This is a genomic window from Oleidesulfovibrio alaskensis DSM 16109, from assembly GCF_000482745.1.
Taxonomy (GTDB): Bacteria; Desulfobacterota; Desulfovibrionia; order Desulfovibrionales; family Desulfovibrionaceae; genus Oleidesulfovibrio; species Oleidesulfovibrio alaskensis.
This window is the reverse complement of sequence record NZ_AXWQ01000004.1, coordinates 427,234-454,014: the sequence shown is the minus strand read 5'-3', so window position 1 is coordinate 454,014 and position 26,781 is coordinate 427,234. Positions and strand designations below refer to the sequence as shown.

General features: G+C 59.3%; 24 protein-coding genes and 1 riboswitch. Of the genes, 12 read left to right on the top strand and 12 right to left on the bottom strand.

What is annotated here, in order from left to right:
- The first annotated feature begins 32 nt into the window (after positions 1–32).
- Complete coding sequence (gene groL / locus H586_RS0102370) at positions 33–1,679, top strand: chaperonin GroEL (RefSeq protein ID WP_011368336.1); 1,647 nt, start codon at positions 33–35, stop codon at positions 1,677–1,679.
- A 589-nt stretch (positions 1,680–2,268) separates the two neighbouring features.
- A complete protein-coding gene (locus H586_RS0102360) occupies positions 2,269–2,784 on the top strand; it encodes an HAD family hydrolase (protein ID WP_027181265.1) in 516 nt (171 codons plus the stop codon).
- Between the two features lie 97 nt (positions 2,785–2,881).
- On the opposite strand, the gene H586_RS0102355 is transcribed toward H586_RS0102360, so the two are convergent.
- Positions 2,882–3,154 carry a hypothetical protein gene (locus H586_RS0102355; protein ID WP_011368334.1) on the bottom strand — a complete coding sequence of 91 codons (273 nt, stop codon included), beginning with the start codon at positions 3,152–3,154 and terminating at the stop codon, positions 2,882–2,884.
- Positions 3,155–3,338: 184 nt separating this feature from the next.
- Positions 3,339–3,446, bottom strand: a riboswitch (SAM riboswitch).
- A gap of 320 nt (positions 3,447–3,766) precedes the next feature.
- Between H586_RS0102355 and murJ the strand changes: the two genes are divergently transcribed.
- Together murJ and H586_RS0102340 are read left to right on the top strand one after the other, a co-directional pair.
- Positions 3,767–5,356, top strand: coding sequence for a murein biosynthesis integral membrane protein MurJ (gene murJ / locus H586_RS0102350; RefSeq protein ID WP_027181264.1), 1,590 nt, complete (start codon positions 3,767–3,769; stop codon positions 5,354–5,356).
- Between the two features lie 463 nt (positions 5,357–5,819).
- A complete protein-coding gene (locus H586_RS0102340) occupies positions 5,820–7,367 on the top strand; it encodes an NAD(P)/FAD-dependent oxidoreductase (protein ID WP_027181262.1) in 1,548 nt (515 codons plus the stop codon).
- Positions 7,368–7,661: 294 nt separating this feature from the next.
- Here the strand turns inward: H586_RS0102340 and H586_RS0102335 are convergent, their stop codons facing one another.
- Entirely contained in the window at positions 7,662–8,042 is a 381-nt protein-coding gene (locus H586_RS0102335) for a hypothetical protein (RefSeq protein WP_011368331.1), read from the bottom strand.
- A 46-nt stretch (positions 8,043–8,088) separates the two neighbouring features.
- On the bottom strand, positions 8,089–8,415 hold the full coding sequence (locus tag H586_RS0102330) for a hypothetical protein (RefSeq protein WP_011368330.1): 327 nt from the start codon (positions 8,413–8,415) through the stop codon (positions 8,089–8,091).
- Between the two features lie 201 nt (positions 8,416–8,616).
- On the opposite strand from H586_RS0102330, the gene H586_RS0102320 reads away from it, so the two are divergent.
- Positions 8,617–9,180, top strand: coding sequence for a hypothetical protein (locus H586_RS0102320; RefSeq protein WP_011368329.1), 564 nt, complete (start codon positions 8,617–8,619; stop codon positions 9,178–9,180).
- A gap of 83 nt (positions 9,181–9,263) precedes the next feature.
- Here the strand turns inward: H586_RS0102320 and H586_RS17845 are convergent, their stop codons facing one another.
- Positions 9,264–9,851, bottom strand: a complete 588-nt coding sequence (locus H586_RS17845) for a hypothetical protein (RefSeq protein WP_051363818.1) — start codon at positions 9,849–9,851, stop codon at positions 9,264–9,266.
- 246 nt (positions 9,852–10,097) lie between these two features.
- On the opposite strand from H586_RS17845, the gene H586_RS0102310 reads away from it, so the two are divergent.
- Positions 10,098–11,831, top strand: a complete 1,734-nt coding sequence (locus H586_RS0102310) for an aldehyde ferredoxin oxidoreductase family protein (protein ID WP_011368327.1) — start codon at positions 10,098–10,100, stop codon at positions 11,829–11,831.
- Between the two features lie 377 nt (positions 11,832–12,208).
- Here H586_RS0102310 and H586_RS0102300 read toward each other — a convergent pair whose 3' ends face one another.
- The 5 genes from H586_RS0102300 to H586_RS0102280 all read right to left on the bottom strand — a co-directional run bounded on the left by H586_RS0102300 (position 12,209) and on the right by H586_RS0102280 (position 16,547).
- Positions 12,209–13,063, bottom strand: coding sequence for a ThiF family adenylyltransferase (locus tag H586_RS0102300; RefSeq protein ID WP_081701743.1), 855 nt, complete (start codon positions 13,061–13,063; stop codon positions 12,209–12,211).
- Between the two features lie 2 nt (positions 13,064–13,065).
- On the bottom strand, positions 13,066–13,290 hold the full coding sequence (locus H586_RS0102295) for a MoaD/ThiS family protein (RefSeq protein WP_011368325.1): 225 nt from the start codon (positions 13,288–13,290) through the stop codon (positions 13,066–13,068).
- Positions 13,287–14,363, bottom strand: coding sequence for an HD domain-containing phosphohydrolase (locus H586_RS0102290; protein ID WP_011368324.1), 1,077 nt, complete (start codon positions 14,361–14,363; stop codon positions 13,287–13,289). Before H586_RS0102290 ends, H586_RS0102295 begins: the two co-directional genes overlap by 4 nt.
- Before the next feature lie 80 nt (positions 14,364–14,443).
- A complete protein-coding gene (locus H586_RS0102285) occupies positions 14,444–15,358 on the bottom strand; it encodes a PAS domain-containing protein (protein ID WP_011368323.1) in 915 nt (304 codons plus the stop codon).
- A complete protein-coding gene (locus tag H586_RS0102280; protein WP_034618415.1) occupies positions 15,351–16,547 on the bottom strand; it encodes an HDOD domain-containing protein in 1,197 nt (398 codons plus the stop codon). The genes H586_RS0102285 and H586_RS0102280 overlap by 8 nt, the downstream gene beginning before the upstream one ends.
- A 286-nt stretch (positions 16,548–16,833) precedes the next feature.
- Between H586_RS0102280 and H586_RS0102275 the strand changes: the two genes are divergently transcribed.
- The 3 genes from H586_RS0102275 to H586_RS0102265 all read left to right on the top strand — a co-directional run bounded on the left by H586_RS0102275 (position 16,834) and on the right by H586_RS0102265 (position 19,380).
- Positions 16,834–17,301: a CvpA family protein gene (locus tag H586_RS0102275; protein WP_011368321.1), complete on the top strand. Its 468-nt coding sequence runs from the start codon at positions 16,834–16,836 to the stop codon at positions 17,299–17,301.
- A 59-nt stretch (positions 17,302–17,360) separates the two neighbouring features.
- The gene (gene mazG / locus H586_RS0102270) at positions 17,361–18,167 is read left to right on the top strand and encodes a nucleoside triphosphate pyrophosphohydrolase (protein WP_011368320.1); all 807 of its coding nucleotides are present in this window, start codon (positions 17,361–17,363) and stop codon (positions 18,165–18,167) included.
- Between the two features lie 235 nt (positions 18,168–18,402).
- Positions 18,403–19,380, top strand: coding sequence for a hypothetical protein (locus H586_RS0102265; RefSeq protein WP_155891331.1), 978 nt, complete (start codon positions 18,403–18,405; stop codon positions 19,378–19,380).
- Positions 19,381–19,443: 63 nt separating this feature from the next.
- Here the strand turns inward: H586_RS0102265 and H586_RS0102260 are convergent, their stop codons facing one another.
- Entirely contained in the window at positions 19,444–19,647 is a 204-nt protein-coding gene (locus H586_RS0102260) for a hypothetical protein (RefSeq protein WP_011368318.1), read from the bottom strand.
- A 177-nt stretch (positions 19,648–19,824) separates the two neighbouring features.
- On the bottom strand, positions 19,825–20,052 hold the full coding sequence (locus H586_RS0102250) for a hypothetical protein (protein ID WP_011368317.1): 228 nt from the start codon (positions 20,050–20,052) through the stop codon (positions 19,825–19,827).
- A gap of 153 nt (positions 20,053–20,205) precedes the next feature.
- Here H586_RS0102250 and H586_RS0102245 point away from each other — a divergent pair, with 153 nt between their 5' ends.
- From H586_RS0102245 to H586_RS17840, 3 genes are all read left to right on the top strand, one after another.
- Entirely contained in the window at positions 20,206–20,388 is a 183-nt protein-coding gene (locus H586_RS0102245) for a hypothetical protein (RefSeq protein ID WP_027181257.1), read from the top strand.
- Positions 20,389–20,493: 105 nt separating this feature from the next.
- Positions 20,494–21,741, top strand: coding sequence for an AI-2E family transporter (locus tag H586_RS0102240; RefSeq protein WP_027181256.1), 1,248 nt, complete (start codon positions 20,494–20,496; stop codon positions 21,739–21,741).
- 101 nt (positions 21,742–21,842) lie between these two features.
- Entirely contained in the window at positions 21,843–24,440 is a 2,598-nt protein-coding gene (locus tag H586_RS17840; protein ID WP_051363817.1) for a putative bifunctional diguanylate cyclase/phosphodiesterase, read from the top strand.
- Between the two features lie 38 nt (positions 24,441–24,478).
- Here the strand turns inward: H586_RS17840 and recQ are convergent, their stop codons facing one another.
- Entirely contained in the window at positions 24,479–26,734 is a 2,256-nt protein-coding gene (gene recQ, locus H586_RS0102230) for a DNA helicase RecQ (RefSeq protein WP_234702924.1), read from the bottom strand.
- Positions 26,735–26,781: the final 47 nt, after the last annotated feature.

Genomic DNA, 26,781 nt, shown 5'->3' with positions numbered 1-26,781 from the left:
CTTAGTCCTATCCTTTCAGGAGGAGAAGAAATATGGCTTCCAAAGAAATCGTTTTTGATACCAAGGCCCGTGAAAGACTGGCCCGCGGCGTGGACAAACTGGCCAACGCTGTCAAGGTGACCCTCGGCCCCAAAGGCCGTAACGTTGTCATCGAAAAGTCCTTCGGCGCACCCGTCATCACCAAGGACGGTGTTTCCGTAGCCAAGGAAATCGAGCTGGAAGACAAGTTCGAAAACATGGGCGCTCAGATGGTTAAGGAAGTTGCTTCCAAAACCTCCGACATCGCCGGTGACGGCACCACCACTGCAACCATTCTGGCTCAGGCCATCTACAAAGAAGGCGTAAAGCTGGTGGCCGCAGGCCGTAACCCCATGGCCATCAAGCGTGGCGTGGACAAGGCCGTTGAAGCTCTGGTGAAGGAACTGGGCAACCTTGCAAAGCCCACCCGCGACCAGAAGGAAATTGCTCAGGTCGGCACCATTTCCGCCAACTCCGACACCACCATCGGCAACATCATTGCCGAAGCCATGAGCAAAGTGGGCAAGGAAGGCGTTATCACCGTTGAAGAAGCCAAAGGCCTCGAAACCACTCTCGAAGTCGTGGAAGGCATGCAGTTCGACCGCGGCTACCTGTCCCCCTACTTCGTGACCGATCCTGAAAAGATGGTCTGCGAAATGGACGAGCCTCTGATTCTCATCAACGAGAAGAAGATTTCCAGCATGAAAGACATGCTGCCCGTGCTTGAGCAGGTTGCCAAGATGAACCGTCCGCTCGTGATCATCGCTGAAGATGTGGACGGCGAAGCTCTGGCCACTCTGGTTGTGAACAAGCTGCGCGGCACCCTGCAGGTTGTGGCCGTCAAGGCTCCCGGCTTCGGCGAACGCCGCAAGGCCATGCTCGAAGACATCGCCACCCTTACCGGCGGCCGTGTGATCTCCGAAGAAATGGGCATCAAGCTTGAAAACGCCACCGTTGCCGATCTGGGTAACGCAAAGCGCATCGTGGTGGACAAAGAAAACACCACCATCGTTGACGGCGCCGGTGAAAGCGAAGCCATCAAGGCCCGCGTGAAAATGATCCGCGCTCAGATCGAAGAAACTTCCTCCGATTACGATCGTGAAAAGCTGCAGGAACGTCTGGCAAAGATCGTCGGCGGTGTTGCCGTGATCAATGTGGGCGCAGCTACCGAAACCGAAATGAAGGAAAAGAAAGACCGCGTGGAAGACGCTCTGAACGCTACCCGCGCTGCAGTGGAAGAAGGCATCGTCCCCGGTGGCGGTACCGCTCTGGTCCGTTGCTGCAAGGTGCTGGACGACGTGAAGCCCGCTGATGACGACGAAGCAGCAGGTGTCACCATCATCCGCCGCGCAATCGAAGAGCCCCTGCGTCAGATTGCTGCCAACGCCGGTTTCGAAGGCTCCATCATCTGCGAAAAGGTGAAGGAAGGCAAAGACGCTTTCGGCTTTAACGCTGCCACCGGTGAGTTCGAAGACCTCATCGCCGCCGGCGTTATCGACCCCAAAAAGGTAAGCCGTATCGCTCTGCAGAACGCCGCTTCCGTTGCTTCTCTGCTGCTCACCACCGAGTGCGCCATTGCAGAAAAGCCCAAAGAAGACGCTCCCGCTGCTCCCGCCATGGGCGGCATGGGCGGCATGGGCGGTATGGGCGGCATGTACTAGTCGCTACGACTGGTCGCACCAACCGAACCTTCAGGGCCGGAGTTTACTCCGGCCCTTTTTTTGCGTTCACTGTGCGCTTTTGTTGTTTCTGCTGCCTGACTTTCTTACCTGTCGTCCTGTCTGCCCGCGCCCGCGGCATGCCCTGCCACCACCTGAAAGTCAGTGCCGGTGTGCGCTGCCCGTATGCTGCAATGCAGCGGCCAGATCATGGGGGGTAATCGTGGGGGGGAATCGTGGGGTGTACTCGTGGGCGTACTCATGGGGTGCCACGCGGGTATCGACCCTGTGCGGATTTTCAGGGGCGTGCCGGGGCGGGGCTTCTGTCCTGTTTCGCTCAGGCAGCCAGAACCGTCAGTGCAGTCAGGGCATTATGGGCAGTCGGTGCATTCCGGGCAGACGTGACGATGGTGATCTTCTGATGCGGCTATCTGAAGGGCAGGGGGCGGCTGCCGCCGCATCTTCACGCCCATGCTTTCCGTTATGGTATGCCGGAGCCCCCGCTGTGCCGTGTCCTGCCGTGCAGACATCATGACTGCCGCAGGCTTGACGCGATGCCCCGACGCGGGCACTGAAAGCCGAGGAGGCGACAATGCATAAACGAGCGCTGCTGTTTGACTGGGGCGGTACGCTGATGGAGAGCATGCCGTGGTATTTGGGCAGGGAGAAAGGGTGGTCCGGCGTGCCTGCCACACCGCATGCCCGTGAAGTGGTCATGAGTCTGGCACCGTGCTGGACAACGGGGCTTGCTTCCAATGCCGCGGAATCGGAAGAACATGAGGTGCGGGCTTCTCTGGACACCATGGGACTGGGGCAGGTGCTGGACAGAATCTACACCTATCGCTTTATCGGCCGCCCCAAGCCGCAGGCCGGATTCTGGAGTCATGTGCTGCGCGACCTGAAGCTGGATGCCGGCTGCGTGGTGATGGTGGGCGATGACTATATGGCGGATATCTGGGGGGCCAACCAGCTGGGCATACGCGGAGTATGGTTTAACCGGCGTACTGAAGAGCGCAGGGAGGCGGAGTTGGTGAGAACGATGCACGATTTCCGCGAACTGCCTGCGTTGCTGGCAGATATGGGCTTTGACAGTCCGGAGTGCGTCTGAAACCGTTGTGCGGGGATGTTTTTCGGGAGTATGGACAAGGGCCGGCAGCACCTTCCTGCCGGCCCTTCGCCTTTGGCGTATGTACAGCGCTCTTGTGCTAGACGATTCTGCCGAAAGAATGAATGATGTTCTTGCGATACGCACGCGAGCGCCAGACAGCTTCTGCACCGTTTTCTGCAATTTCCCGATGAAGGATGGTACGCAGGGCGGCTTTCTGTTCTTCCGAAAGGCGCAGCAGGGTCATGTCTCCCAGCAGTTCCAGAGGGTCGGAATATGTGCGGGGCATCTGTTCGGCGCAGTTATCGTGGTACAAAAAGTATACAACACCCTGCGCGTTGCTGCCTGAAGCCTGTCCGAGATAATCCTTCATGTGTTTTCTCCTGCTGTGTCCGCTCCGGCGCGGACCACGGGAAGCATTGCTTCCGGATTTTAGCATCATTGTTTTTTGTGTGGGCGTGCAAACTCCGTAAATCCACCCACTGCCGAGCAAAGGCTCTGCATAAAAAAACCTCTCACAATGGTGAGAGGCAGAACGGTACCGGTCGCAGCTGTCGACCTCATGGCACCGCGGCATCTCACCGTGGCTGGCTTTGGCACCTTGCCTTGCGGGCAGGTTGCCGGACGGTCATCGGGCCAGACCCCTCTCGTCCTCTTCATGAGTTGTCTTTTTTTTTCAAAAGTGAATAAAAAAGTCAAGCACTAAATCCGGAAAAGCTGATTTTTGTGTAAAGAGTAGTAGTTGTGATAAGAAACACTGCCGCAAAGAGAGCGTTACTTTATATAGTTGTGTAACCAGTCGGCATGTTGTGACAATGTCGTCCGGCACCTGTCTGCGGCTTTGCCGCGTTCATGACACGGTGCCGCAACGGAACAATCACGTGGCAGTGCGCTTGCGGTACGTGGCGGGGTGCGGCATAACCGCTGCGGGCGGGCCGTGTTGTTCCCCCTAATAAGCATTGTCAGCATAAGGCGCAGCAAACGCATGAGTATATTATCAGGCAGACAGCGGATGGGGCTGGCCGCGGCCATTATGGCCGGCAGCATTTTTCTTTCACGGTTCATGGGACTTATACGCGATAAAGTTATTTCCTATTTTCATGGCGCCAGTCTGGAGTCGGATATCTACTTCGCATCGTTTGTGGTTCCGGATTTTCTTAACTACCTGCTGGCCGGCGGGTATTTTTCCATCACGCTTATTCCGCTGCTGGCAGCCCGTTTTGAGCATGACGAGCAGGACGGCTGGCGTTTTTTTTCGGCTGTCACCGGCTGGATAACGCTTTTTGCCGCGTTGCTTACGGGGGTGGCGTGGCTGGCCGCCCCGTGGCTTGCGGCGCTGGCCGCACCGGGTTTTGATGCGGAGTCTGCACGGCGGCTGGCATATTTTCTGCGCATTATACTGCCCGCTCAGGTTTTTTTTCTGGCAGGCAGCTGTTTTACCGCCATGCTCTACATGCGGCGGCAGTTTGCTGTTCCTGCGCTTACCCCGCTGGTGTATAATGCCTGTATAATTCTAGGCGGGCTTGCAGGCATCCGCTCGGGTATGGAAGGATTCTGCTGGGGGGTGCTTGCCGGTGCCGCGCTGGGCAGTTTTGCCCTGCCCGTATGGGCTGTACGGGCAGGCGGATTGCGTCTGTATGCCGTGCTGCGCCATGGCAGCGTGCTGCGGTTTGCCCTGCTGGCACTGCCTTTGATGATAGGGCAGTCCGTGGTGGTTCTGGACGAGCAGTTTGTCCGTATTTTCGGCTCGATGGCCGGAGAGGGTGCCGTAAGTCTGCTTAACTACGCGCGGCGCATAATGCTGGTTCCGGTGGGGGTTGTGGCGCAGGCAGCAGGCGTTGCCTCGTATCCTTTTCTGGCCAGTCTGGCCGCCGGTGGTGATGAAGCACGTTTTTCGCAGACACTTTCGGCTGCGCTGCGTAATACGCTGCTTGTCATTCTGCCGGTTACAGCGTGGATGATTATAGCCGCGGAACCGACCATGCGACTGATTTTTCAGCAGGGCAGCTTTACTGCCGCACAGACGCAGGCTTCGGCGCCTTTGCTGATGGTCATGCTGGCCGCCGTGCCGCTGTGGGGTATTCAGCAGGTGGTGGGCAGGGCTTTTTATGCCCGGCAGGACACGGTGACACCCGCTGTGACCGGTACACTGGCCACAGCATGCGGTCTGCCGCTGTACTGGCTGCTGGCCCGCTGGGACGGCCCGCTGGGCGGGGCTGTGGGGGTGGCACTTGCCGGAGGGTTGTCTGTGGGGTTGTACACGCTGGCTTTGAGCACGGTATGGATGCGCAGGAACGGCTGTGCCGCGTTCGCCGGACTGGGGCAGACGGCTCTGCGCACCGGTGCCGCGTGCGTGCCGGCCTGCGCCGCAGGCTGGTGTGCCATGATATACGGCCCTGTGGTGTTGCCGTGGGCACAGTCTTTGTCCGGCAGCCCCCTGCTGGAGGCGTTTGTGCGGCTGATTTTCAGCGGGCTGGCCTTTGGGGCGGTTTTTCTGGGGGTAGCGCGTTTTGTGGCGCCGGAAGCATTGCAGATGGTGACCGGCATTTTGCGCAGGGTGCTGCGCCGCGCCTGAACGCGCCACTTTCGGCCTGCCCGGCAACTTTTATTCCGGCAATCTGTTCAGGCCGCGTGTTTGCGGGCTGCATACCTTGGCGCAGAGTGTCAGGGGGCCAGAGTGTCATGGTGCAAATTGTCAGGGGCCGGCTGATACAGGCCGGAGATGTCGCGCGCGGGACGATTCGCCCGCGGCGCAATCCTCTGCGGCGGGGCGCAGGCTTTGACTCTGCGGCTGCATATGTATATAGGGTGCCTCCCGTTTGACCCGTCGCGGGATTACGGTTGCGCGCCGAGGTGCGCAACCGCTGCACAGCCGGCAATGCAGACGGTCCGGCAGCTTTCCGTTACAAAAACGGATCAGTACCTGTGTCATATAATCCGGTATGCCGGTCATGTGCTTTCAGAATGCCTTTCCGGTGGCGTCACATTCCGCAGTGCACCGGTGGCTTCCATGTTTTTTTCAGCGGCAGGAATACAATATGAAATCAGCTTTTTTTGAAGTGTCCCTCGATCCGGATCTGGTTCATGTACAAGGCGCTCTGCGCGCCGCGGCATTGAAAAAGGCAGGTCTGCCTGATGATGCAGCGGTCATGATCCGTGTGCGCCGTCGTTCGGTGGATGCCCGTCCGCGCCGCCCGCGGTTTACCTTTCAGGTCGAGGTGGGCACAGATCTGCCTGATGCTGCGGCGGAGGTTTTTTGTCCCGCCCCGCCGGGCGCAAAACGCGTTATTGTGGTGGGGGCCGGTCCTGCCGGATATTTTGCCGCACTTTCGCTGCTGGAGCATGGCATAAAGCCTGTGGTGCTTGAACGCGGCAAGGATGTGAATGCCCGCCGCAAGGATTTGAAAAAGATCTACACCGAAGGGTTGATTGATCCTCATTCCAACTACTGCTTCGGCGAGGGGGGGGCGGGCACCTATTCGGACGGCAAGCTGTACACCCGGGCCACCAAACGGGGCAATGTGGCCCGCGTGCTGGATCTGCTGGTGCAGTTCGGCGCTTCGCCCGACATCCGCATAGACGCACACCCGCATCTGGGATCCAATGTTCTGCCCGGAATAGTGCGTGCAATGCGTGCAGCCGTGCAGGACTGCGGCGGTGAAGTCCATTTTGGCGCGCATGTGGCTGACCTGCTGCTGTCCGGTGACCGTGTGACCGGCGTCCGGCTTTCCGGCGGTGAAGCTGTTTATGCCGATGCCGTGATTCTGGCCACGGGGCATTCTGCGCGTGATGTTTTTCATCTGCTGGCAGCCAGAAACATAGCCATGGAAGCCAAGCCCTTTGCCATGGGGGTGCGCATCGAACACCCGCAGCCGCTCATCGACGAAATTTTTTATCACCATACTCCCCGCCATCCGGCCCTGCCTGCCGCCAGTTACCGTATAACCACGCAGGCATCGGGGCGCGGCGTTTTTTCGTTCTGCATGTGCCCCGGCGGGTTTGTGGTTCCGGCTTCCACAGCACCCGGTGAACTGGTGCTTAACGGCATGAGTCTGGCATCGCGTAACGCGCCTTTTGCCAATGCGGGGCTGGTGGTGGAACTGCGGCTGGAAGATATGTGTACGTCGGACGATCCGCTGCAGGCTCTGGCGTTTCAGGCGGCAGCGGAAAAAGCGGTGTTCGCCTGCGGCGACGGAGTGACACAGAAGGCTCCGGCACAGTGCGTACCCGATTTCGTACGGGGAGTGGTTTCTGAAGTGTTACCGCCCACATCGTACATTCCGGGTATATATTCCGCACCGTTGCATGATCTGCTGCCTGAGTTCGTTGCCGCGCGTCTGCGGGCGGCTTTGCCCGAACTGGGCCGCAGATACAAAGGCTATGATTCCGCAGAGGCCAAAGTGCTGGCGGTGGAGTCGCGGACCAGCTCTCCTGTGCGGATACTCCGTGACGGACAGACACTGGAGCACCCCGCAGTGCGCGGACTTTTTCCGTGCGGAGAAGGCGCAGGCTATGCCGGCGGTATAGTTTCTGCCGCCATGGATGGCGAAAAAGTGGCTGCGGCAGTGGCTGCCCGGCTGGCCTGAGACCGGTCCGTGCCAGTCGGTGCCAGTCGGTGCCGGTCGGGCTGCCAGTGGCAGAATGTCCGGCATTGCGGTACGGCTGTCTGCTGACGAGCTGACCCTCTGTTTCCGCGGTCCGCAGTAACCGCTGTGTCCCGAGGGCAGACGGCAGATACAGCGCAAAAAAGCGTCCGGAAAAATTCCGGACGCTTTTTGTGCATCTGAACCGGTTATATTTATGCGGGCGGTGAGAAAGTGTGTCGGGCCGCGCGGCGCGCTTATACCGCCGTGCGGTGCGTTCAGCGAAGCCGCAACACGTTACTGCTCCAGTCCGCCTTTGCCCGCGCTGTACATAACTTGCTGATCTTCTTCCATTTCAAGGGCAGAAAGTTTTTCATCAAGCCAGTCGTAGATGGCGCGTGCCGTATCGTAATTGATAAGCACCTTTGAGTGGATATGACGGACCACGGTTTTGCTGTCGGATTCTGCCGGAACCATTTCATGCCCCAGTGCGCCGTCCTGCATGACAACGCGTTCCGACCATTCCGGAATTTTGTCACTTTCCGAATAAAAATTCATTTCGATTTCGCCATGCGGATTGATTCCGCCCCAGACACCATGGGCATACTGCAGGCTTGTTTTGTCGTCCTGTTTGTATTCATAGCGGATTTTGACGGGAAAACGCGAGTCGTGGGTCATTGATGCTCCTTGCGGTGAAAAAATATGCATACGGCAATGCCGTTGTTCACAACGATGTGTCAACCAGTCTGCCTGTGTACAGTTCGGGTGACGGCGCCGGTGCCGGGCGGGTGAGCGGGCCGGAATGTCCGGGCAGCTGGCCTTGTCGGGTGCGCTGTGCAAAACCGGCTTCGTGCACTGCCGCCGCGTCTGCCACCGTGTCGCGTGTGATGGCGGCTGCGTCGGCGGTGAGCGGTGAATACGGCTGCGGCAGGTACGGCGGGTCGCGGAAAGGACCGCGGGGAATTCTGACAACAGGCAGCAGGTACAGGCGCGCGGGCGGATAGGTCTCCGGCACGTTGTGCAGTATGAGCGGGTGGATGTCTTGCTTCATGCTGTATCCTGTCTGCGCGGGGTTCCGGCTGCAGCCGGAGCATCCGCTTCATCCGGAGGCATCCATAGTCTACGGCACTCATTTTGCCAAGTAAAGCGTTGCAGACTGCCGCGGCAGGGCTGAGGCTTGACTGCCCTGCGCTATTCGCGCAAAGTCGCCCTTCTGAATCCTGCAACAACACAAGCCTCGGGAGACCCTATTATGGCTGAATATACCAGCGAAGCAGTTGAAGTGACCCCGTACTTCGACGTTGAAATGTTCATGGGCGTCGCTCAGGAGACCCGCATAGGCGGTCAGGTAATGGACCGTCTGGTGGAGAACTGGGAAAAATGGTGCAAAGAACTGACTGTGCGGCGCGTGAAAGCCGGAAAGATAGAATACCTTGTGGCATGGCTTTCCGAAGCCGTGGAAAACGAAGTGGATGCCATGTGGGACACCGCGCCCTCTGATGCGCACCTGTTCAATTCTCTGGCTCAGGCCATTGTCATGGCAACCATTCAGGACGTGCTGCCCGAAGTGCAGGACGCCGGCTGTGCTCCGGCCCCCAAACCCACAGAGGCCCTTCAGGATGCTCTGGAAGCGGAAGGCATTCCTTATAACCTCAGTGTCACGGCGCTTACCCGCAGATATGCGGTGGTGACCCATCATCCCTTTAAGGGCGGCTGTGAAATTTGCTATCTGCTGCCCGACTGTCCCAAGGGCAACGGTGACAAAAGTGCTTCCACCGTGGTGCTGCCCGGATATGAACCCGGTTCCGCCGACTGATCATCCAGCGGAACAACCAGCATGTATGCCGCGGGCCGGTTCTGCCGCCCGCGGCTTTTTTCGTACGCTGCCGCGGCGTTTTTTCAGCATCCGCCTGTGACTTCCAGTTGCAGGTAAACACGGTCTGCCGCAAGTGCGTTCAGCTTGTGTACGGCCTGCTGCGGTGTCAGCGGCTCACCGTTTGCCAGTACGCTGCGTACGCTGTTTTCGGGGCGGCGTTCCAGCATGGCGGCCAGCATGTCTGTTTTTACTTTTGCACCGGCGGTCAGTATGCGTATGGCGTGCTCGTGCATGACCAGATTGAACAGCGCCAGCTCGATGCTGCCTGACGCTGCCGGAGCGTTGCGGCTGTGCGTATGGGTTATGCCGCCCCGCAGCGCCGCATACGGACTGTTGCGCCGCATGGCTATACCTGCGGCTCCCGGCAGGGCGGATGCCAGCGCCATGCGTGCCCCGTCCGGTACAAGAGCGCTGTCTATGTCGTCCACAGGGTGTCCGTCCAGAAATACCGTCTCAATACGTTTTTCAATGTAGTCATCTGAAAAACCGATACTTTTTTCCAGAACATCGCGCACGGTACAGTTTATGCGGGCGTCTACCACCAGACCGGATTGCCCCAGCTGCCGCCAGTAACTGTTTGCTGACTCCGGAATGCTCAGTACGATGTTCATTTTGGTTTCTCCTGGTTATTTCTGGTTTGTGCGGGGCTGTTTTGCTGTCTTTTAGGTTAAAAATAACTTAATAGTACCTGTGCGCCTTGATAATCTCTTTGACATGATATTTCACGCGGTTGTAGTGTTCTGCTAACCCTAGAGGTATCCCATATCCCCTGTGTGGGGCAACGGGAAAACGGAACTGTGGGCTGTTCCGACCATTAGTGTGCTTGGACTAACACTTTCGAACTAAGGGGCTATGAAATGCCGAAGATTCTGCGAATCAACACTAAAGAGCGGACCTTCCGTTATGAAGAGCCCGGCAAATACGCCGGTCTGGGAGGCCGCAATCTCACCTCGCGCATGGTGCTGGACGAAGTTCCCGCCGATACCCATGCCCTGAGTGCCGACAACAAGATTGTCGCCGCCATCGGGCTGCTTTCCGGCACAGCAGCGGCAAACTCCGGCCGTATTTCGCTGGGGGCCAAGTCGCCGCTCACCGGCACCATCAAGGAATCAAACTCCGGCGGCACCTTCTGCCAGAAGCTCGCCCGTCTGGACATTCTTGCTATGGTGCTGGAAGACAAGCCGGAAGCGGATGCACCTTTCTGCAACATTATCATCACCAAAGACGGTGTGCAGTTTGTTGATGCCGCCGATATGGTGGGCAAAGGCACATACGAAAGCATGGACATGATTGCCGGACAGTACGGCAAAAAAGCTTCGGGCATGATTATCGGGCCCGCGGGCGAAGCATGTCTGACTGGTGCTTCCATTCAGTTTTCCGACCCGTGGGGCCGTACCGCCCGTGCCGCCGGCCGTGGTGGTCTGGGCGCTGTGATGGGGTCTAAAAAAGTTAAGGCCGTTGTGCTGGACGACACCGGCGGAGAGCGCTTCACCTATGCGGACCCCGAAAAGTTCAAGGCTGCTTCCAAGCGCTGGGCCGAAATTCTGCGCGCCCACCCGGTTACCGGTCAGGGTCTGCCCGGCTTCGGAACTGCTATTCTGGTAAACATCATCAACGAAGCCGGCGCGTTTCCCACCAAAAACTTCCGCGAAGGCCGCTGTGATCATGTGGCAGGCATCAGCGGAGAAACCATCGCCGAGTTCATTTCCAAGCGCGGCGGCAAAACCAAGGAAGGCTGCCACGCCGGCTGCCTTATCCAGTGCTCGCAGAACTACGTGGATGAAAAGGGCGAGTATCTGACCTCCGGTTTTGAATACGAAACGGTGTGGGCATTCGGCGGTAACGCACTTATCAAGGACATCGACCAGATAGCCAAGCTGGACCGCCTGTGCGACGACCTTGGTGTGGACACCATTGAAATAGGCAACACCGTGGCCATAGCCATGGACGGCGGAGTTATTCCGTGGGGCGACGGCGAAGCCGCTTATGAGCTTGTGAACCGCATCCGCGACAAAAAAGACCATCTCGGCAAGATTATCGGCAACGGTGTGGGCTTTACGGCACAGGCATTCGGGGTTACCCGTGTGCCCACCGTCAAGAACCAGTCAATGCCCGCATACGACCCCCGCGCCGCCAAGGGCGTTGGTGTAACTTACGCCACCACCACACAGGGCGCCGACCACACCGCCGGCTACGCCATCTGCCAGAACATGCTCAAGGTGGGCGGTGACGTGAACCCGCTGGGCAAGGAAGGTCAGGTGGAAACCTCCAAGGCGCTGCAGATTGCCACCGCCACGGTGGATTCGCTCGGGCTGTGCCTGTTTGTGGCTTTTGCCGTTCTGGATACCGCCGACGCGGTGCAGTGCATCTGCGATATGGTTTCTGCCCGCCACGGCATCGAGTTCACTCCCGATGATTTCGGCGCGCTGGGTATAGCCACCCTGAAAGACGAAATCAGCTTTAACACCGCAGCAGGCTTTACCGCTGCGGATGACCAGCTGCCCGCCTTCATGATGAAGGAAAAACTGAACCCCCACGGCGTGGTCTGGGACTTTTCCGTGGAAGAGCTTCAGGCTGCCAAGGTGCAGTAAACGTCGCAGAACAGATGACAACACAAGGGGCCGGCTTTGCCGGCCCTTTGTTTTTGCCGTTCTGCATACTGCATGTCCGGCCGGGCAGGGCGGCAGGTGGCCGCAAATTGTATCTGTCCGGCTCCAGAACGCCAGCAGCGTGGTTGTTTTTCCGTTGCAGTGTTTTGCCGGTATTGTCCGGTGCGGCGTTGTGCCGCAGGATAAGCGTCAGGGCGGGATGGCTGCCGCTACCCTGCGGCGGTACGGTAAGCCGGACATGCAGGGCGGCAGCTGCGTATGAGGTATGCCGGGAAAAGCGGGGAGCAAGGCGTGCGGACTGTGACGTGGTTTCTGGTGTGGCCAGAAGTCATTCCAGCCGGTGTCCGGTATGCAGTTCATCAGAGCATGACTGTCTGAAATGTCCTGTCGTTCAGGTCGAAAAACAGTACACCGCGCGACGGCGGTTTGCCGGTAAGAATTTTTGCCGCTTCTGTGCATTGCAGGGCCGCGGCACAGGCCACAACAGGAGCGGGAGTGCCCAGCGTATCTTCCACCGGTTCACCGGTGCCGCCCGACCCCAGCAGTTCGGCGGGGCCTGTCTGGTCCGGCAATACTGTGGCCACATACCCTGTCAAACCGCCCACGGCGGCCGTTACCAGCGGCACTCCGGCGTTCTGTGCGGCTTTCTGGAGCATAAGACGTGACTGCAGTCCGCCCAGCGCGTCGATGACCAGATGACATTGCTGCATCAGCGGCGGCAGCGAAAGAGCATCCACGTAGTGATCGACAACCGTGAGTTCGGTTGCGGGGTTGGTATTGCGGGCGTGGTCTCTGGCCGCCTGCGCCTTGGACGTGCCCACCCGTGACATGGAACTGAGCAGTTGTCTGTTCAGGTTGCTGGGCTCGAAAACGTCTCCGTCCGCTGCTGTGATGTGTCCCACACCCAGCCTGACAAGCATATCGAGAACATGGCCTCCCAGTCCCCCCAGTCCCACAAGCAGCACCCGCGACAACAGCAGCGCCCGCTGGTCTTCCAGAGAAAACTGCTTTGTGTTGCGCGCGTAACGTTCCGGCAGGATTCCGGAAAGTAGTGCAGCACATTCCACGTGGCGGATATGGCAGCCGCATTCCTGCGCTATGCCCTGCACCGCCCGCATGCGCAGTCTGCCGTTGACAGCGTGCTGCATGATAAGTGTGTGCAGAGGAGCGTCGTCCCGCGGCGCTCCGGCGTGACGGGCATCGGCACTCGTCATGATCAGCCTCCGCCCACGGCGGGAAAAAGTCCGAGCCTGTCACCTTCGTTCAGCAGGGCTTCCGGCTCTACATGAGCGCCGTTTATAAAGATTATTTTCACATCGTCACGCGCTATGCCCAGCTGGCGCATGATGTCGTTTACAGATGTCTGCGGCGGCACGTCCATGGTGCCCTCCGCCGGGGTATGCGGGGCCAGCGTGGCAAAGCATTTCACTTCTATCTTCATGACGGCAGTCCCTTGATGGTTGCGGTGAAAGTTGTCAGGCGGGGGTCGCCCCGTGTTATCAGGTCAATGCAGCTGTTCACTGCATCGGGGCAATACAGCGTGTTTTTACCCGCTGTCAGCTCGTGCAGCGCATGGCTGAACGGATGGGCCGGACGCCATGGTCTGTGCGAACAGATGGCTTCCACGGTGTCGGCAACCGCCAGAATGCGTGCCTCGGGCAGTATGTCGTCGCCGGCAAGCCCGCGCGGATACCCCGAGCCGTCCAGCCGTTCATGGTGCTGCAGAACCATTTCGGGTATGGGCAGTTCAAAGGGAATGTCTTTGAGGATATCATACCCCAGCTGCGGGTGCTGGCGGATAAACTGCATCTCGTTGGCGTCCAGCCGCGATGGTTTGGTAAGAAATTCCGACGGCAGTCCCATTTTTCCCACATCGTGCAGCAGTGCCGCCAGCCGCACGGCTTCCACCGCGCGTTGTTCCATGCCCAGTTCTTCGGCAATGGCCGGGGCTATCAGCGCCACACGCTGCTGGTGGGTGCCGGTATAGGCGTCTTTCAGGTTGATGACGGTGCTGAGCGACTGCACGGTGGCAAGCAGAATGGCTTCGGTCCGGTCGTTTGCCAGCTGCAGTTCGCGGGTGCGTCGTTTAACCATGCGCTCCAGCGTTTCTTTGTATTCATTGCTTTCGCGCATGGTGCGGGCACGGCGCAGTCCGGCGCGCACCGCGTTTTCCAGCTCTTCCATGCGGCGCACGGGCTTTGAAAGAAAGTCCCACGCGCCGACACGCATGGATTCGACCGCTTCATCAATGACACCTGTGCCGGAAACCACGATGACCGGCGTGGTGGGCGATTGTGCGTTGATGCGTGCGATGACATCGCGTCCGTTCATGCCGGGCATGTTCAGGTCCACAATGACGGCGTCAGGCCTTTCTCTTTCAAATGTTTCGATACCGGCGGCACCGTCGGCGGCTCCGAAGCAGATAAAATCAGAGTCTTCCAGATAGCAGACGATATTCTGAAGAATGGCGGGATCGTCATCGATCACAAGAACGGCAATGGATTCTGTGGTCATGGGTCCGTCGCAGGCTAGGGGTGCAGAATTGAAAATATGGTATATGCGCCTGCCTGATAACGCAATACGGGACAGGGAGGTCAGGCTAAAACAGCGCGGAAGAAGGAGCCGCTGGCGTCATGCTGCAAGGTGAGATGCAGCACTACCGGAAAAGCACCCTGAGAGGTTTCGCGGCTGGTAAGACTCAGGCGCCGGTGCGGTATCTGCGGCGGTGAGCCTGTTTCACCGGATGCCAGCAGGTTCTGCATGGCTTCCTGTAATTGTTTTTGCGAGGCGGGACACAGCAGGTCTGCCAATGTAAGTGAAGAGAGGCTGGTTTCCGCCGCAAACCCGAACTGCTGCATAAGGGCGCCGGTGGCGGAAAGAATGGCGCCGTCCGGTGCGGCATCCACAATGCCCACGGGCAGCTGGTCCAGCCTGGCACGTTGCAGGGCCTCGTTTTCACGGAACAGCCGGTACAGCTCGAAACTTTCTATGGCGTTGGCACAGTGCTTGAGCGTGATGGACAGCAGCGACAGCAGGATACCCGAAAGGTTGCGTTCGGAACGGGGCATAATGCCCACAAACATGCCGCGCGTGCGCGAGGATGTGGCCAGCGCGTGCAGCACAAGGCGGTGATTGTTGTCGCGCGAATAAACAGTGATGGGTCTGTTTTCGCGCAGGGCCAGTGCAAAAACACCGGTTTCTATCAGATGTTCCAGCTCATCGTCCACCATGGCGCCGTATGTATCGGGTGCACACAGGGCAAGCGAAAAATCGGATGACGATTCATCCACAAGATAGAAGGCAGTGGCGGAAAAACGTACCAGTTCCTCCACGCGTTCCATGGCTTCGCGCAGCAGCGAAGACGGCTCATGCAACTTGTTGATGCTGGTCTGAAAGTCCCCCAGAGTGGAGGCCATTTCCAGAACATCAAGCGTGAATCTGGCCTGTTCCTCCAGACTGCGCAGACGGGCCTTGAGGTTGGCCTGACTGAATGGCGTTTCGTTATTCATCCAATTCAAAGAATCTTATAATTTCATGAACCTGATAATCCATCTGCGCCGCAGCCTGTTCCAGTGTGCCTGCGGGCAGGGCCAGCGCGTCCCATACGGCCTGTTCCAGCCGTGGGACAAGTACTTCACCGCTGGTGCCGAATTCCAGTGTATGTGCCAGAATGTCGGCCACATTGATGATGGCCGACTCCAGACCGCCGTGCCCGCTGCCGGGGGTGTGGTGCAGCGCCACATTGCGCTCCAGCGACACGGGGCAGCGCCATTCCTTCAGCAGCCTGCCGCCCAGTCTGTCGTGGCTGAACCCCAGTACTTCGCGTTCCATGGCCCGCATGGAAATACCTCTGCGGCGCGACTCGGTCAGCATATACAGCGAATGCTCCGGCAGCAGCCGGTATACGGCCAGGCGCCCTATGTCGTGCAGCAGGCCGGCTACAAAAAAGCGTTCGGTGTTGGGCATGCGGTGCAGGCTGGCAAGCAGCCGTGCGGCTACACCGCACGCTACAGAATGCTCCCAGAAAGAGCGCATGTCCACAATGCTGTTGGGCAGACCCTTGAAAAAAGTTGTCATCACCGCGCCCATGGCAAGCGAAACGAGCTGGTTGCTGCCGATGATGGTAACAGCGCGGGTTATGGTGTCCACCTTGGCCCGCAGGCCGTAAAAAGTACTGTTCACCAGCCGCAGCAGCCGTGCGCTCAGGTCTGTGTCGTTGGCAATTACTTCGGCCATGTCTGTGGCGGAACTGCGCGGGTCGTTGACCACATCCACAAGACGGTGAAATACCGGCGGAAGCGAACCCAGCCGCGTGTCGTCGCGCAGCATGTCGGCCAGCGCCGGCGGGGCGGAGGGCATGGGCGCAGCAGGAAGCACCGAATAGTCGGGCAGCGGGGCGACGGGGTCCGCGCCTTTTGCCAGCGCGGCAACGGAACACTGCATGAGCATGCAGACCGGTTCGTACTGCAGATCATTCAGGGCAAACCGGGCCGTTGCCCTTGCTGCGGCGGCCTCCACCCGCAGCGGGTCAAGACCGTCCAGTGCGCTGCGGGCGGCATCGGCGGGTTCAATCCCTTCCACATCAACTTCGGCAACACCCCATATCTTCAGAATCCGCAGGTGTTTTTCAGTAATTGCATCACCGGCGCATAGCAGTTTTCTGCCGTTACTGTCCGTTACGTCTTCAGATAGGATCATTCCTGATTGAAGTAGTGAGACGTTTACTCTGCTCATGACTGCTGAACCGGCCGGATAGAGTGTGTTATTACAGACAATGCATACTGTTAGTGTTTGTGCATGCACCTGCGCCGCCGCGAAAGTGTATCTACCCGTAGTAACCGAGCCAGCCGGTTGTGGCAAGAGGGGCATTTTTCATGCGCAGTGCTTTTCCATTCTTCCGGTTTCTTCCGGATTCTGGTAGACGTGCCAGAGCATCCGGCGCGGTGCCGGTGCGTGAAACTCAGCAAGTACGACAGGGGCCCCTATGAATATCCTCGACGTTGTTTTTGCACTCATCGGTGGTTTTTTTCTTATACGCGGGCTTTTTCGCGGCCTTATGATCGAGGTTGCCGCGGTTGCTGGGCTTGTGGGCGGTTTTTTTCTGGCCAATGCCTATTACATGCAGGCTGTGCCGTATGTGGGGCGGTTTGTTTCCGCCGGATGGGCTGAAATTGTCTCGTATGTGCTTATTTTTCTGGGCGTCATGGTGCTGTGCACGCTGGCTGCCGTAGGGCTGCGCAAACTGCTTGAAGCCTCCGGCGGGGGACTGCTGGACAGCGTGGGCGGCGGCATTGCGGGACTGGCAAAAGCGCTTATCATCTGCCTGGTCATTTTTGCGGTGCTGAACAAATTCGTACCCGACATGCAGTTTCTCCGCGAATCCAGAGTGGCGCCCTATCTTGCCCGTGCCGCCGAACTTATCGACAGACATATTCCTGAAAACGCGTTCTAGCCGTGCGGCCGCACCTGCGGCGTCTGCCGGAAGCGCATTAAAAAAAACGGTGATTTTCAATGAGCAGCAATACCGCACCTGCGGCGCTGGATGAACTGACTCAGGTGCTTGAGACTCTGATAGGCCCCGACGGGTGCCCGTGGGACAGGGAACAGACTCCGGAATCTTTGTGCGACTATGTGCTGGAAGAGGCTTTTGAACTGGTGGACGCCATCCGTTCCGGCAATGCCGCGGATGTGCGTGAAGAGCTGGGAGACGTCATGTTTCTGATGGCGTTTATCGGCCGCCTGTATCAGGACCGCGCCGGATTTTCGCTTGAAGATGCCGTGGCGGATGTTGCGGCCAAAATGGTGCGCCGTCATCCTCATGTGTTTGACGAGGTCACCTTCCGCAACAAGGAAGAACAGCTCAAAGCCTGGGAAGCCATCAAGCGTGGAGAAAAGAGTGATGCAGACGGCCGCCCCAAAGGGGTGTTCGATAGTCTGCCCGCCGGACTGCCGCCCCTGCTGAAGGCGTATCGCCTGCATTCCAAGGCTGCCCGTGTGGGCTTTACCTGGCCGGATGACAGTGCCGTGGAGCGTCAGGTTGATTCGGAGCGCCGCGAGTGGGAAGAAGCCCTGCAGAACGGTGATAAAGAGCAGCAGGAAGCTGAATTCGGCGATTACCTTTTTTCGCTGGTGGAGCTGGGAAGGCGCAAAGGTATTAAAGCCAATGCGGCCATCGCCGGAACCAATGCCCGTTTTCTGAGACGGTTTGAGGCGATGGAAGCGTTGTGCCGCCAGCGCGGTCTTGATTTTCCGGCACTGAGCTTTGAGGAAAAAGACGCGCTGTGGAATGAGGTGAAACAGCATGAAACCTGCCGGTGACCGGCGGCGTGCGGCGTGTTCACCGCGCAGGGCGTCTTTCGGGGCGCAGGGGCGCGGCCATGGAACCGCTCCTTGCATCCGGAGATATTCAGGCGCTTCCGCTTCCGGCGGGGGCGCCTTTGACGTGCCGTCGTGTCTGCCCGGTCCTGTCCGCAACGGCCTGTGGCTGCAATGCGGGTTCTGCGGGCAGGGGTGTGCCCGGCAGCAATGCAGGCCCGGACCGGAGGCTGACGGCATGGAGACATGCGCACAGGCGGTGGCGCAGTGCGTGAAACTGTGGCTTGAGGAGCGCATGCTGGACAGCGCTGCTCTGGCCTTTATGCGCGATTCGCTCGAATTGCACGAAGCGCAGACGTGGCTGACCGGTCATGGGCCTGACGCTGCCGGTTGTGTGCCGGAACCTGAGGCGCTGCTGGAGTATCTGTGTTTTCCCGACGGGCCGCTGGAGCAGGCGGTGGAAGCGGCGCTGCAGCGTAGCGGTGCTGTTGCGGGGTGCTTTTCTGTTTACGGCCTTGCTGCGGCGGTATGCGCAAGGCTGGGTGAACCGCGCATTACCATCAGTCGCCCGGCAGCGCACGGAGACACGGGGTGGAGTGTATGCGCCGTGCTGTCTGCGGAAATGACAGAAAAGCTTGTGGGGCGCCTGCGGCTGGAGCGGATTACCGCCCCTGTTGCTGCAGACTGCGGCAGCCGCGGGGAAAACGGCAATGTAAAGCTGCGCCTTTATCTGCGGCGTCTGCGTCTCGGTTTGACCCCGTTTCGCTGTGCAATGCTGCGGCAGTATGTGGAATGCATGCCGCAGTCTGACCCTCTGTTTTATGAGGGACTGGATGTCTGGGCGCAATTGCTTGAATCTGCAGGTGACTGGCTGCAGGATGCGGAGTCCGGAAAGGAAGCGCTTTTTGCCGCCTTGTCCGCGCGGCATACGCGGCTTGCCCGTTCTCTGCGCGAGGCGCGCGAGTTTGCTCTGCGCCTGCGGCGTTACAACATGGAAACGCTGATGATGCAGGGTATACGGCCACCAGCCGAAGATGAAGACGTGCTGCAGCGCGGAGTACAGATGCTTGAACGCATAAGCGTTGCTGTGTTCCGTAAGCTGCCTGCGGGAGCAGGCATTGCGGAGCACGATCTGGGAAGCTTCGGGAACGGTATGTCTGCCGACGAATTCGATCCCGCGGCAGAGGTGCGGGAGCTCATGCGTCTTCTTTCATGAGCAGTAACAGTGTGCAGAACCCCCGCTGCGGTCACGGACGGCAGCGGGGGTTACGATTTGCGGTCATACCATGGTGTCAATGTGCTCTCCCAGTCCCTGCACGGCTGCGCCGGTAAGGGTCTGTGCACCGTTTTGCGACTGGGGCTGCACCCGGCTCAGGTTGTTCTGTTCGTCGGGGTTGAGCTGCTGCTGTTCCTGCATCTGACGCTGCGCCTCAAGAACATTCACAATTCCCTCGGCACCGCCTTTCGCTTCACCGATACGCATAAGCTCCTCCGTCCGGAATGCCCGGCATTAAGGTGTACAACAGGTTTACGCTTTTCTTATCGGCTTGTCCGGCGGTATCTTTAGGCCCGCAGTGAAAAAAAATGCCGTCCCGCGAAATGCGGGACGGCGCCTGCGCGGCGGCAGAGCCGCCCGTGATACACAGCGGCACGCGTAGTTTTATGCCACTCCGGACGTGGAACTGGTGACAGCCTGAATCAGACGCCCCCGCTCGTTGTATACCGGTGACGCTTCTATGGCCACGAGTGCCCGCGCCAGAGAGGGGTCTTCCAGTATCGAACGGCGCAGATGACGTCGCCTGATGTCCTTTGCGGCATCTGCCAGAGAGACTGCTGTCATGTCCCGGGCCACCTGCACACCGGAAAGATGGAGAGTGTTTCCGTCCATGGTTCACCTCTCCACCCTCTTTTGAGGGTGTGTTACTCTTTTTGTCGGCAGATCCGGCGGGATTCTTTATGCTGCGGGGTTGTAGTTGTTGTCCGGTGCGGCGCGGCAGTGTAGTATGCGCCACCAGCAACCCTGCAACCTGAGGAGATCTCCATGTTGTTACCCCAGAAGGAAGCCCGTGAAAAAGTGTGCCCCCTGCTGCGGGGGCCGGAAGGTCAGGTGCAGCGCTGCATGGGAGACGGCTGTATGATGTGGCGGTACCGCCAGAAGGACAGCCGCGGAGAAGACGCTCAGGGCTACTGCGGTCTGGCAGGCAAGCCCATGGGAGCGCTGTGACAGGTTGTTTTTTGCATATGACACGTGCTGGCGCATGTGTGCCGTACGCTGCTGCGCGGCACGACAGCCGGTGCTACTGATTAACATTATGACGAGGTATATTTGATGACTGCAGAACCCGTTTCCGGTGAGGGGGCAGAACGCACCGCAGCGCCTGACGCCGCATCCGGCGCCGTAACCGGCGCTGCATCCGGCGGCAGAAAGCCGGACTCCGCACCCGGCGCGGCGCTGTTGCCCGCCAGCAGGGTATACGCCATTTCGCTGGTGCTGCTGCTGCTTTTTTCTCTTTCGCTCAGCTATCGTCTGCTGGAGCCTTTTCTGCACACGTTCATCATGGCCATAGTGCTTTCGGCCATATGTTATCCGCTGTACAACAAGGTGCTGCAGCGTACCGGGCACCGCAGCCGGACGCTTGCTTCGCTGGCGGTGCTGCTCTTTTTATGCATCTGCATCGCACTGCCTCTGTTCATCTTTGTGACGGGGCTTATTCCGCAGGCGGTGCAAAGCGTGACCGCAGTCAACAACTGGATAAATCATACCGATTTTGACCAGCTTTTCGGGGCGGGCAGGCTTGAACAGTATCTGGCATGGGTGCACCAGCATCTGCCGTTCATCGATGCTTCCAAGATAGACCTGCGGGCTGAATTCATCAGCTTTTCACGCAGGATGGGGCAGACGCTGCTGGAAGGCGGCACCTATCTGCTGGGCAACGCCCTCACGTTGTTTTTTCAGTTTCTGCTTATGCTGCTGATTGTCTTTTTTATGTTGAAAGACGGTAAAAAGATGCTGCAGGTGGTCAAGTATATGTGCCCGCTGCATGAAGATCAGGAAGACGCCATTCTGCTTAACCTGCGCAGCGTGAGCAAATCTGTGCTGGTCGGCGGTCTGCTTGTGGCGGCTTTGCAGGGGCTTGCCGGGGGCATCGGACTGGCTCTTGTGGGTATTCCCGCGCTGTTCTGGGGCACCGTCATGGGGTTTGCCTCGCTGGTTCCCGTGGTGGGCACCGGTCTGGTCTGGATGCCGGCCTGTCTGTATCTGCTGCTTATGGGGCAATGGCAGTCCAGCCTGTTTCTGTTTGTCTGGTCCGCCGTGGGTGTGGCCAGCATAGACAGTTTTCTGCGTCCGTACTTCATGCGGGGCAGTGCAGGCATGTCCACGTTTTTTATCTTTATGTCCATAATGGGGGGCATAAAGGTGTTCGGCATGGCCGGTGTTCTTTACGGGCCGCTCATTCTGGGATTCACCATGGTCATGCTGCGGCTTTACGGCGAAGAATTCAGCGAAGTGCTGTCCAGCCGGTCCGTTTCGCGCGGTGAAGCCAGACGTCAGCAGCGGGCGCTGGAATCGAAATAAAACGTGGCCGGCCGGCTTGCCTGCCGGGGGGTTCTGCGTTATCTCCACTGTGCCGTCACAGACGGTAGGCGTGCCATCCCCCCCGGCACGCCGGGGATTCCATGACTCAGAACAATAATGCAACCGGCCCGCAGCAGATTTCTGCGGACACGTTTTCTATTCTGGCTGCCGTTTACGGACACAGCCCGGCCGGTACAGGTGTCTTTTCGCACGACGGCGCATTGGTGTATGCCAATGGCGCCTGGTCCGGCCTCCTCGGTTCGGGCGCTCTGCCCGCAGATTTTTTCCGCCTTGCTCCCGGCTGCGGGGCTCTTTTTGCATCGGTGGCAGACGGCAGCCGGCAGCGCTGGAGCGGCAGCCTGCCTGTTCAGCTTGCTTCCGGCAGGCAGCTTTTCCGGGCGCGGCTTTTCGCCTTGTCCGGCCATGTGCTGTTGCACGGGCTGGTGGTGGCCGAACTTTCAGGTATGCAGCAGGAAAACGCGCCTGCTGCCGGTTGCGATGTCTGTCCGTCGTGGCAACTGCCCGTACAGTTGTATGCTGCGCCTCATGCACTGCATGACAGGCTCGAAGCTGTTTTTTCCGTACTTATGCACCGGCTGGACTGCAGCTGTGCCACGTTGTGGCTGGCACCGCAGGGTGACGAGCCGGCCGTGCTGCTGCATGCGCCGGACGGTGCCGGTGCACGCTATTCATCCCGTCTTTTCGGTGCTTCGTTTGCACGCCATGTGCTTGCTCAGGGCGATATTGTCGTGCTGGACAAAGCCGGCGCGATGCGCCTTGCCGAGTCTGGCATACTGCCTGCCGATGTGCCGCTGCCCGATGCCGCCATTGCTGCACCGCTGTGTTCGCCGGACGGCAGAACAATGGGGGTGCTTACCGCATGCAGGCGCAACTCCGCTGTGCGTTTCGGCATGAATGATGCGCGTTTTCTGCGTAACGCCGCCAATATCATGGCCACGGTGGAGCGCATCCACCAGAGCGAAACAGCCTTGCGTGAAAGCGAGACCCGTTTTCGCGCCGTGTTTGACCATGCCGGACTGGGCATTGTTCTGCTGACCCCGCAGGGAACGGTGAAGAGCGTGAACAAAGGCGCTGCCGACCTTGCCAGTATTCCCGCGGCAGAAATGCTGGGCCTGCATTATTCCGATTTCCTCTGCGCCGACGATGTGACCGTGGCGGACCGCTTTTTTCATGCGTTGCAGGGCGGTGCGGACGAGGTGCTGACCATGACCTCGGCCATCAGGCGCAGGCATGCTCCGCCCATATGGTGCAAACTGACGGTGAGCCGGGTACTGGACGAAGGCGGCAGTCTGCGTTTTATCATAGTGCAGATAGAGGATGTGACGGACCACAAGCGCGAAGACGAGCGTCTGACGCACATGGCCTATCATGATGTGCTGACGGGGCTGCCCAACAGGGCGCTTTTTCTCGACCGCCTGCAGAGTGCGTTCAACCGTGCGCAGCGTAACGCGTCATACAGCTTTGCCGTGCTCTACATGGACATGGACGGTTTCAAGGATGTGAACGATTCCATGGGGCATGATGCCGGCGACGCACTGCTGGGCATGTTTGCGGAACGGGTTGGCAACTGCCTGCGCAATGTGGACACGCTTGCACGGCTGGGCGGTGACGAATTTGCCGTGCTGCTGGATGATGTGCCGGAGATTCTGCAGGTGACGCACGTTATCGAGCGTATCACCGAGGCCGTTTCATCCCCGTTTATGCTGCGCGGGCGCGAGATACGCTGCGGCGTGAGCATAGGTGCAGTGCTTCGCGGGCAGGAATGTTCCGGTTGCGGCGATCTGCTGCGGCAGGCGGATTCCGCCATGTACAAAGCCAAGCGGCGGGGGTCCAACAGGTATGTCATTGCCGGTTCTTCCGACGCCGCGGCCGCGCGCGTCATGCGCAAAGGCGAACAGGAACTGGTGACAGCGCTGGGCAGCGGACAGCTGGAGTTGTTTTTTCAGCCTGTTGTTTCGTTGCAGACCGGCAGGATGGACGCCGTGGAGGCGCTGGTACGCTGGCATCATCCCGAGCGGGGGCTGCTGGCTCCCGGGGCTTTTTTGCCGCTGGCGGAACACGCTGGTCTGCAGGCTGCGCTGGATGCTCATGTGCTGCGGCTTGCCGCACGGGCACAACTGGCCATGCAGGAGCAGGAAGCACGGGGGGCGGCTGTACTGTCGGTGCATGTGAACATGCTCAGCGAAACCCTGCGCAGGCCGGAGATGCCCGGAGTGCTGCTGGGGGTACTGCAGGAAGAAGGGGCGGCGGCGGACAGATTTATCTTTGAACTGGTGGAAAATCTGCTGGTCAACGCGGCACCCGCCGTGGCCGAAGGGCTGTGGCGGCTCAGGGACGCGGGCATACGTCTGGCTCTGGACGGTTTCGGCTCGGGATATTCCTCGCTGGCCATGCTGCGCAGGTATCCGCTCTCTTTGCTCAAGGTCGACGGGTCGTTTGTCAGGGCTTCAGATGCAGACATGGCGGCGCGCGGTATTGTGCGGTCGGCCAGAACCCTTGCCAGCGGATTCAGCATGAAAGCCGTTGCCGAAGGCGTGGAACTGCCGGAGCATGCCGAACTGCTGCGCGAACTGGGGTATTCATCGGCGCAGGGCATGTACTTTGCCGCTCCCATGCGGCTGTCGCGGCTGCTGCGCATGCATGCGGCCGGTGCGGTGTTTCCCGTCATGGCAGGCTGATGCGCCGGTGCGGGCGGCTGTGCGCACCCGCGGCAGGCTTACCAGTCTTCCTCGTCACCCCGCCTGATGAACAGCTCGGCCTGAACCAGCCGCAGGGTTTCAAAATCATAGCGGCCTTTCAGTCTGCCGTGCGCGGCGGTAACTCCGCCCAGCGAAGCTGTTTCACCCAGCACTCCCCGTATTTCTGCCAGCTCGTGCGCGGGCAGGGGCACCACCTGTTCCGTGGTCAGCTCGCCATGACGTATGCACCGTACCAGATGATTGCATATGGTGGCCGGTTTCAGGGCGCGGGCCTCGGCCACGGCCTGCATGTCCTGCAGCTTGTTAAAAAGCTGCAGCGTTTCGCGTATGGTGTCGGTAAGGCCGTTTTCCTTTTTTGCGGCAGTAGCCGGTCTGCGTTCGGGCAGTGCGGGCAGATCGTCCGGCCTGCCCCAGGCGGCTTCGTGCGAGAGCAGCGCATCAAGAAATTCCTGCCCGAACATGGACAGCTTGGCTTTGCCGACGCCGTGAATGCATTGCAGGTCATCCGGCGTGCGCGGCCGGAAGCAGACCATCTCCAGCAGGGCCCTGTCCGCAAAAACGGCGTAGGGCGGCACGTCACGTTCCTGTGCCAGCCTGCCCCGTAACGAGCGCAGGGTATCCCACAGCTGTCTGGATTCTTCCGTGTTCAGGGCATTCTGCAGAGCCGCGTCGGCCTGTGTTTTTGCCAGTGCACGTGTGGCGGAGCGGCCCAGAATGTCACGCCGGAAGCTCAGCATGCGTTCTCCGCGCAGTACCTGCCAGCTTTCCGGTGTCAGACGCAGGCCGCCGTGCCCGTCCGCATCGGTGGCAAGCAGCCCCAGACATGCCAGCTGTCTGAACACGCCTTTCCATTGCGATGCACCCAGTTCTTTGCCGCAGCCGAATGTTTTCAGGTCGTTATGCCCGTGGCTGCGTATGCGGTCGGTCAGCTTGCCGGTAAGTATGTCTGTCAGGTGGGCGGCGCCGAAGCGCTGACCGGTGCGGTATACGGCGCTCAGTGCTTTCTGGGCGGCCACCGTGCCGTCCCATGTCTCTACAGGAAACTGACAGGTGTCGCAGTTTCCGCAGGGTTCTCTGTCGTGTTCGCCGAAATAGCCCAGCAGCACTTTACGGCGGCACTCGGTTGTTTCGCAAAAGGCGAGCATGGCATCCAGCTTGCGCAGTTCGACCATGCGCCGCGGGCTGTCTTCTTCGCCTTGGCCCAGCATGCGCCGCAATTGCACCACATCGGCCAGACCGTATGTCATCCATGCATCGGCGGGCAGGCCGTCACGTCCCGCACGTCCGGTTTCCTGATGATAGGCTTCCAGACTTTTTGGCGGCTCAAGGTGTGCCACAAAGCGTACATCCGGCTTGTCCACCCCCATGCCGAAGGCCACGGTAGCCACCATGACCAGCCCGTCTTCGCGCATGAACCGTTCCTGATTGTGATGACGCTGAATGGCGTTGAGTCCTGCGTGATAGGGCAGGGCTTCTATGCCTTTTGCACACAGCCAGGCTGCTGTTTCTTCAACTTTTTTTCTGCTCAGCCGGTACACTATGCCCGACTGTCCTTTGTGGCGTGTGCGGATGAAATGCAGCAGCTGCTCCAGCGGCTTGTCTTTGGGCTGTATGGTGTACGAAATATTGGGGCGGTCGAATCCCGTAGAAAAAACAGTGGCGTCCTGCAGGTCCAGATGCCTGATGATGTCGCGTCTGGTGGGCCCGTCCGCCGTGGCGGTAAGAGCTATCCGGGGCACATGCGGAAACTGCTCATGCAGAATGGTCAGCCGTGTGTATTCCGGCCTGAAATCATGCCCCCACTGCGAAACGCAATGCGCCTCGTCAATGGCGAACAGCGCGGGTGTTATTCTTTCAAGCAGCCCCAGAAAAGCAGGCTGCACCAGCCGTTCGGGCGCTACATAGACGAGATCGAGCATGCCGCTCAGCAGGCGTGCTTCCACCTCGCGCTGTTTTTCGGGAGACAGGCTGGAGTTAAGAAAAGCCGCGCTTACTCCCATCTGCGTGAGGCTGTCCACCTGATCCTGCATAAGCGCGATAAGCGGCGATATGACAATACCGGTGCCCTGCCGCATGATGGAGGGAATCTGGTAGCACAGTGACTTGCCGCCGCCTGTGGGCATGAGCACCAGCGCGTCGCCGCCGGATGCGGTGTGTTCTATGATATCTTTTTGCAGCCCCTGAAAGTCGCGGAATCCGTATGTGGAGATGAGGATTTCCCGGGCTGTGTCGAGCATGGATGAAGCTGTTGTGGTATGGGTCTGTTGCGTCATGGCGTGCGCACTGTACCACTGCCGGCGGCAGGCGCAAAGAGCAAAAC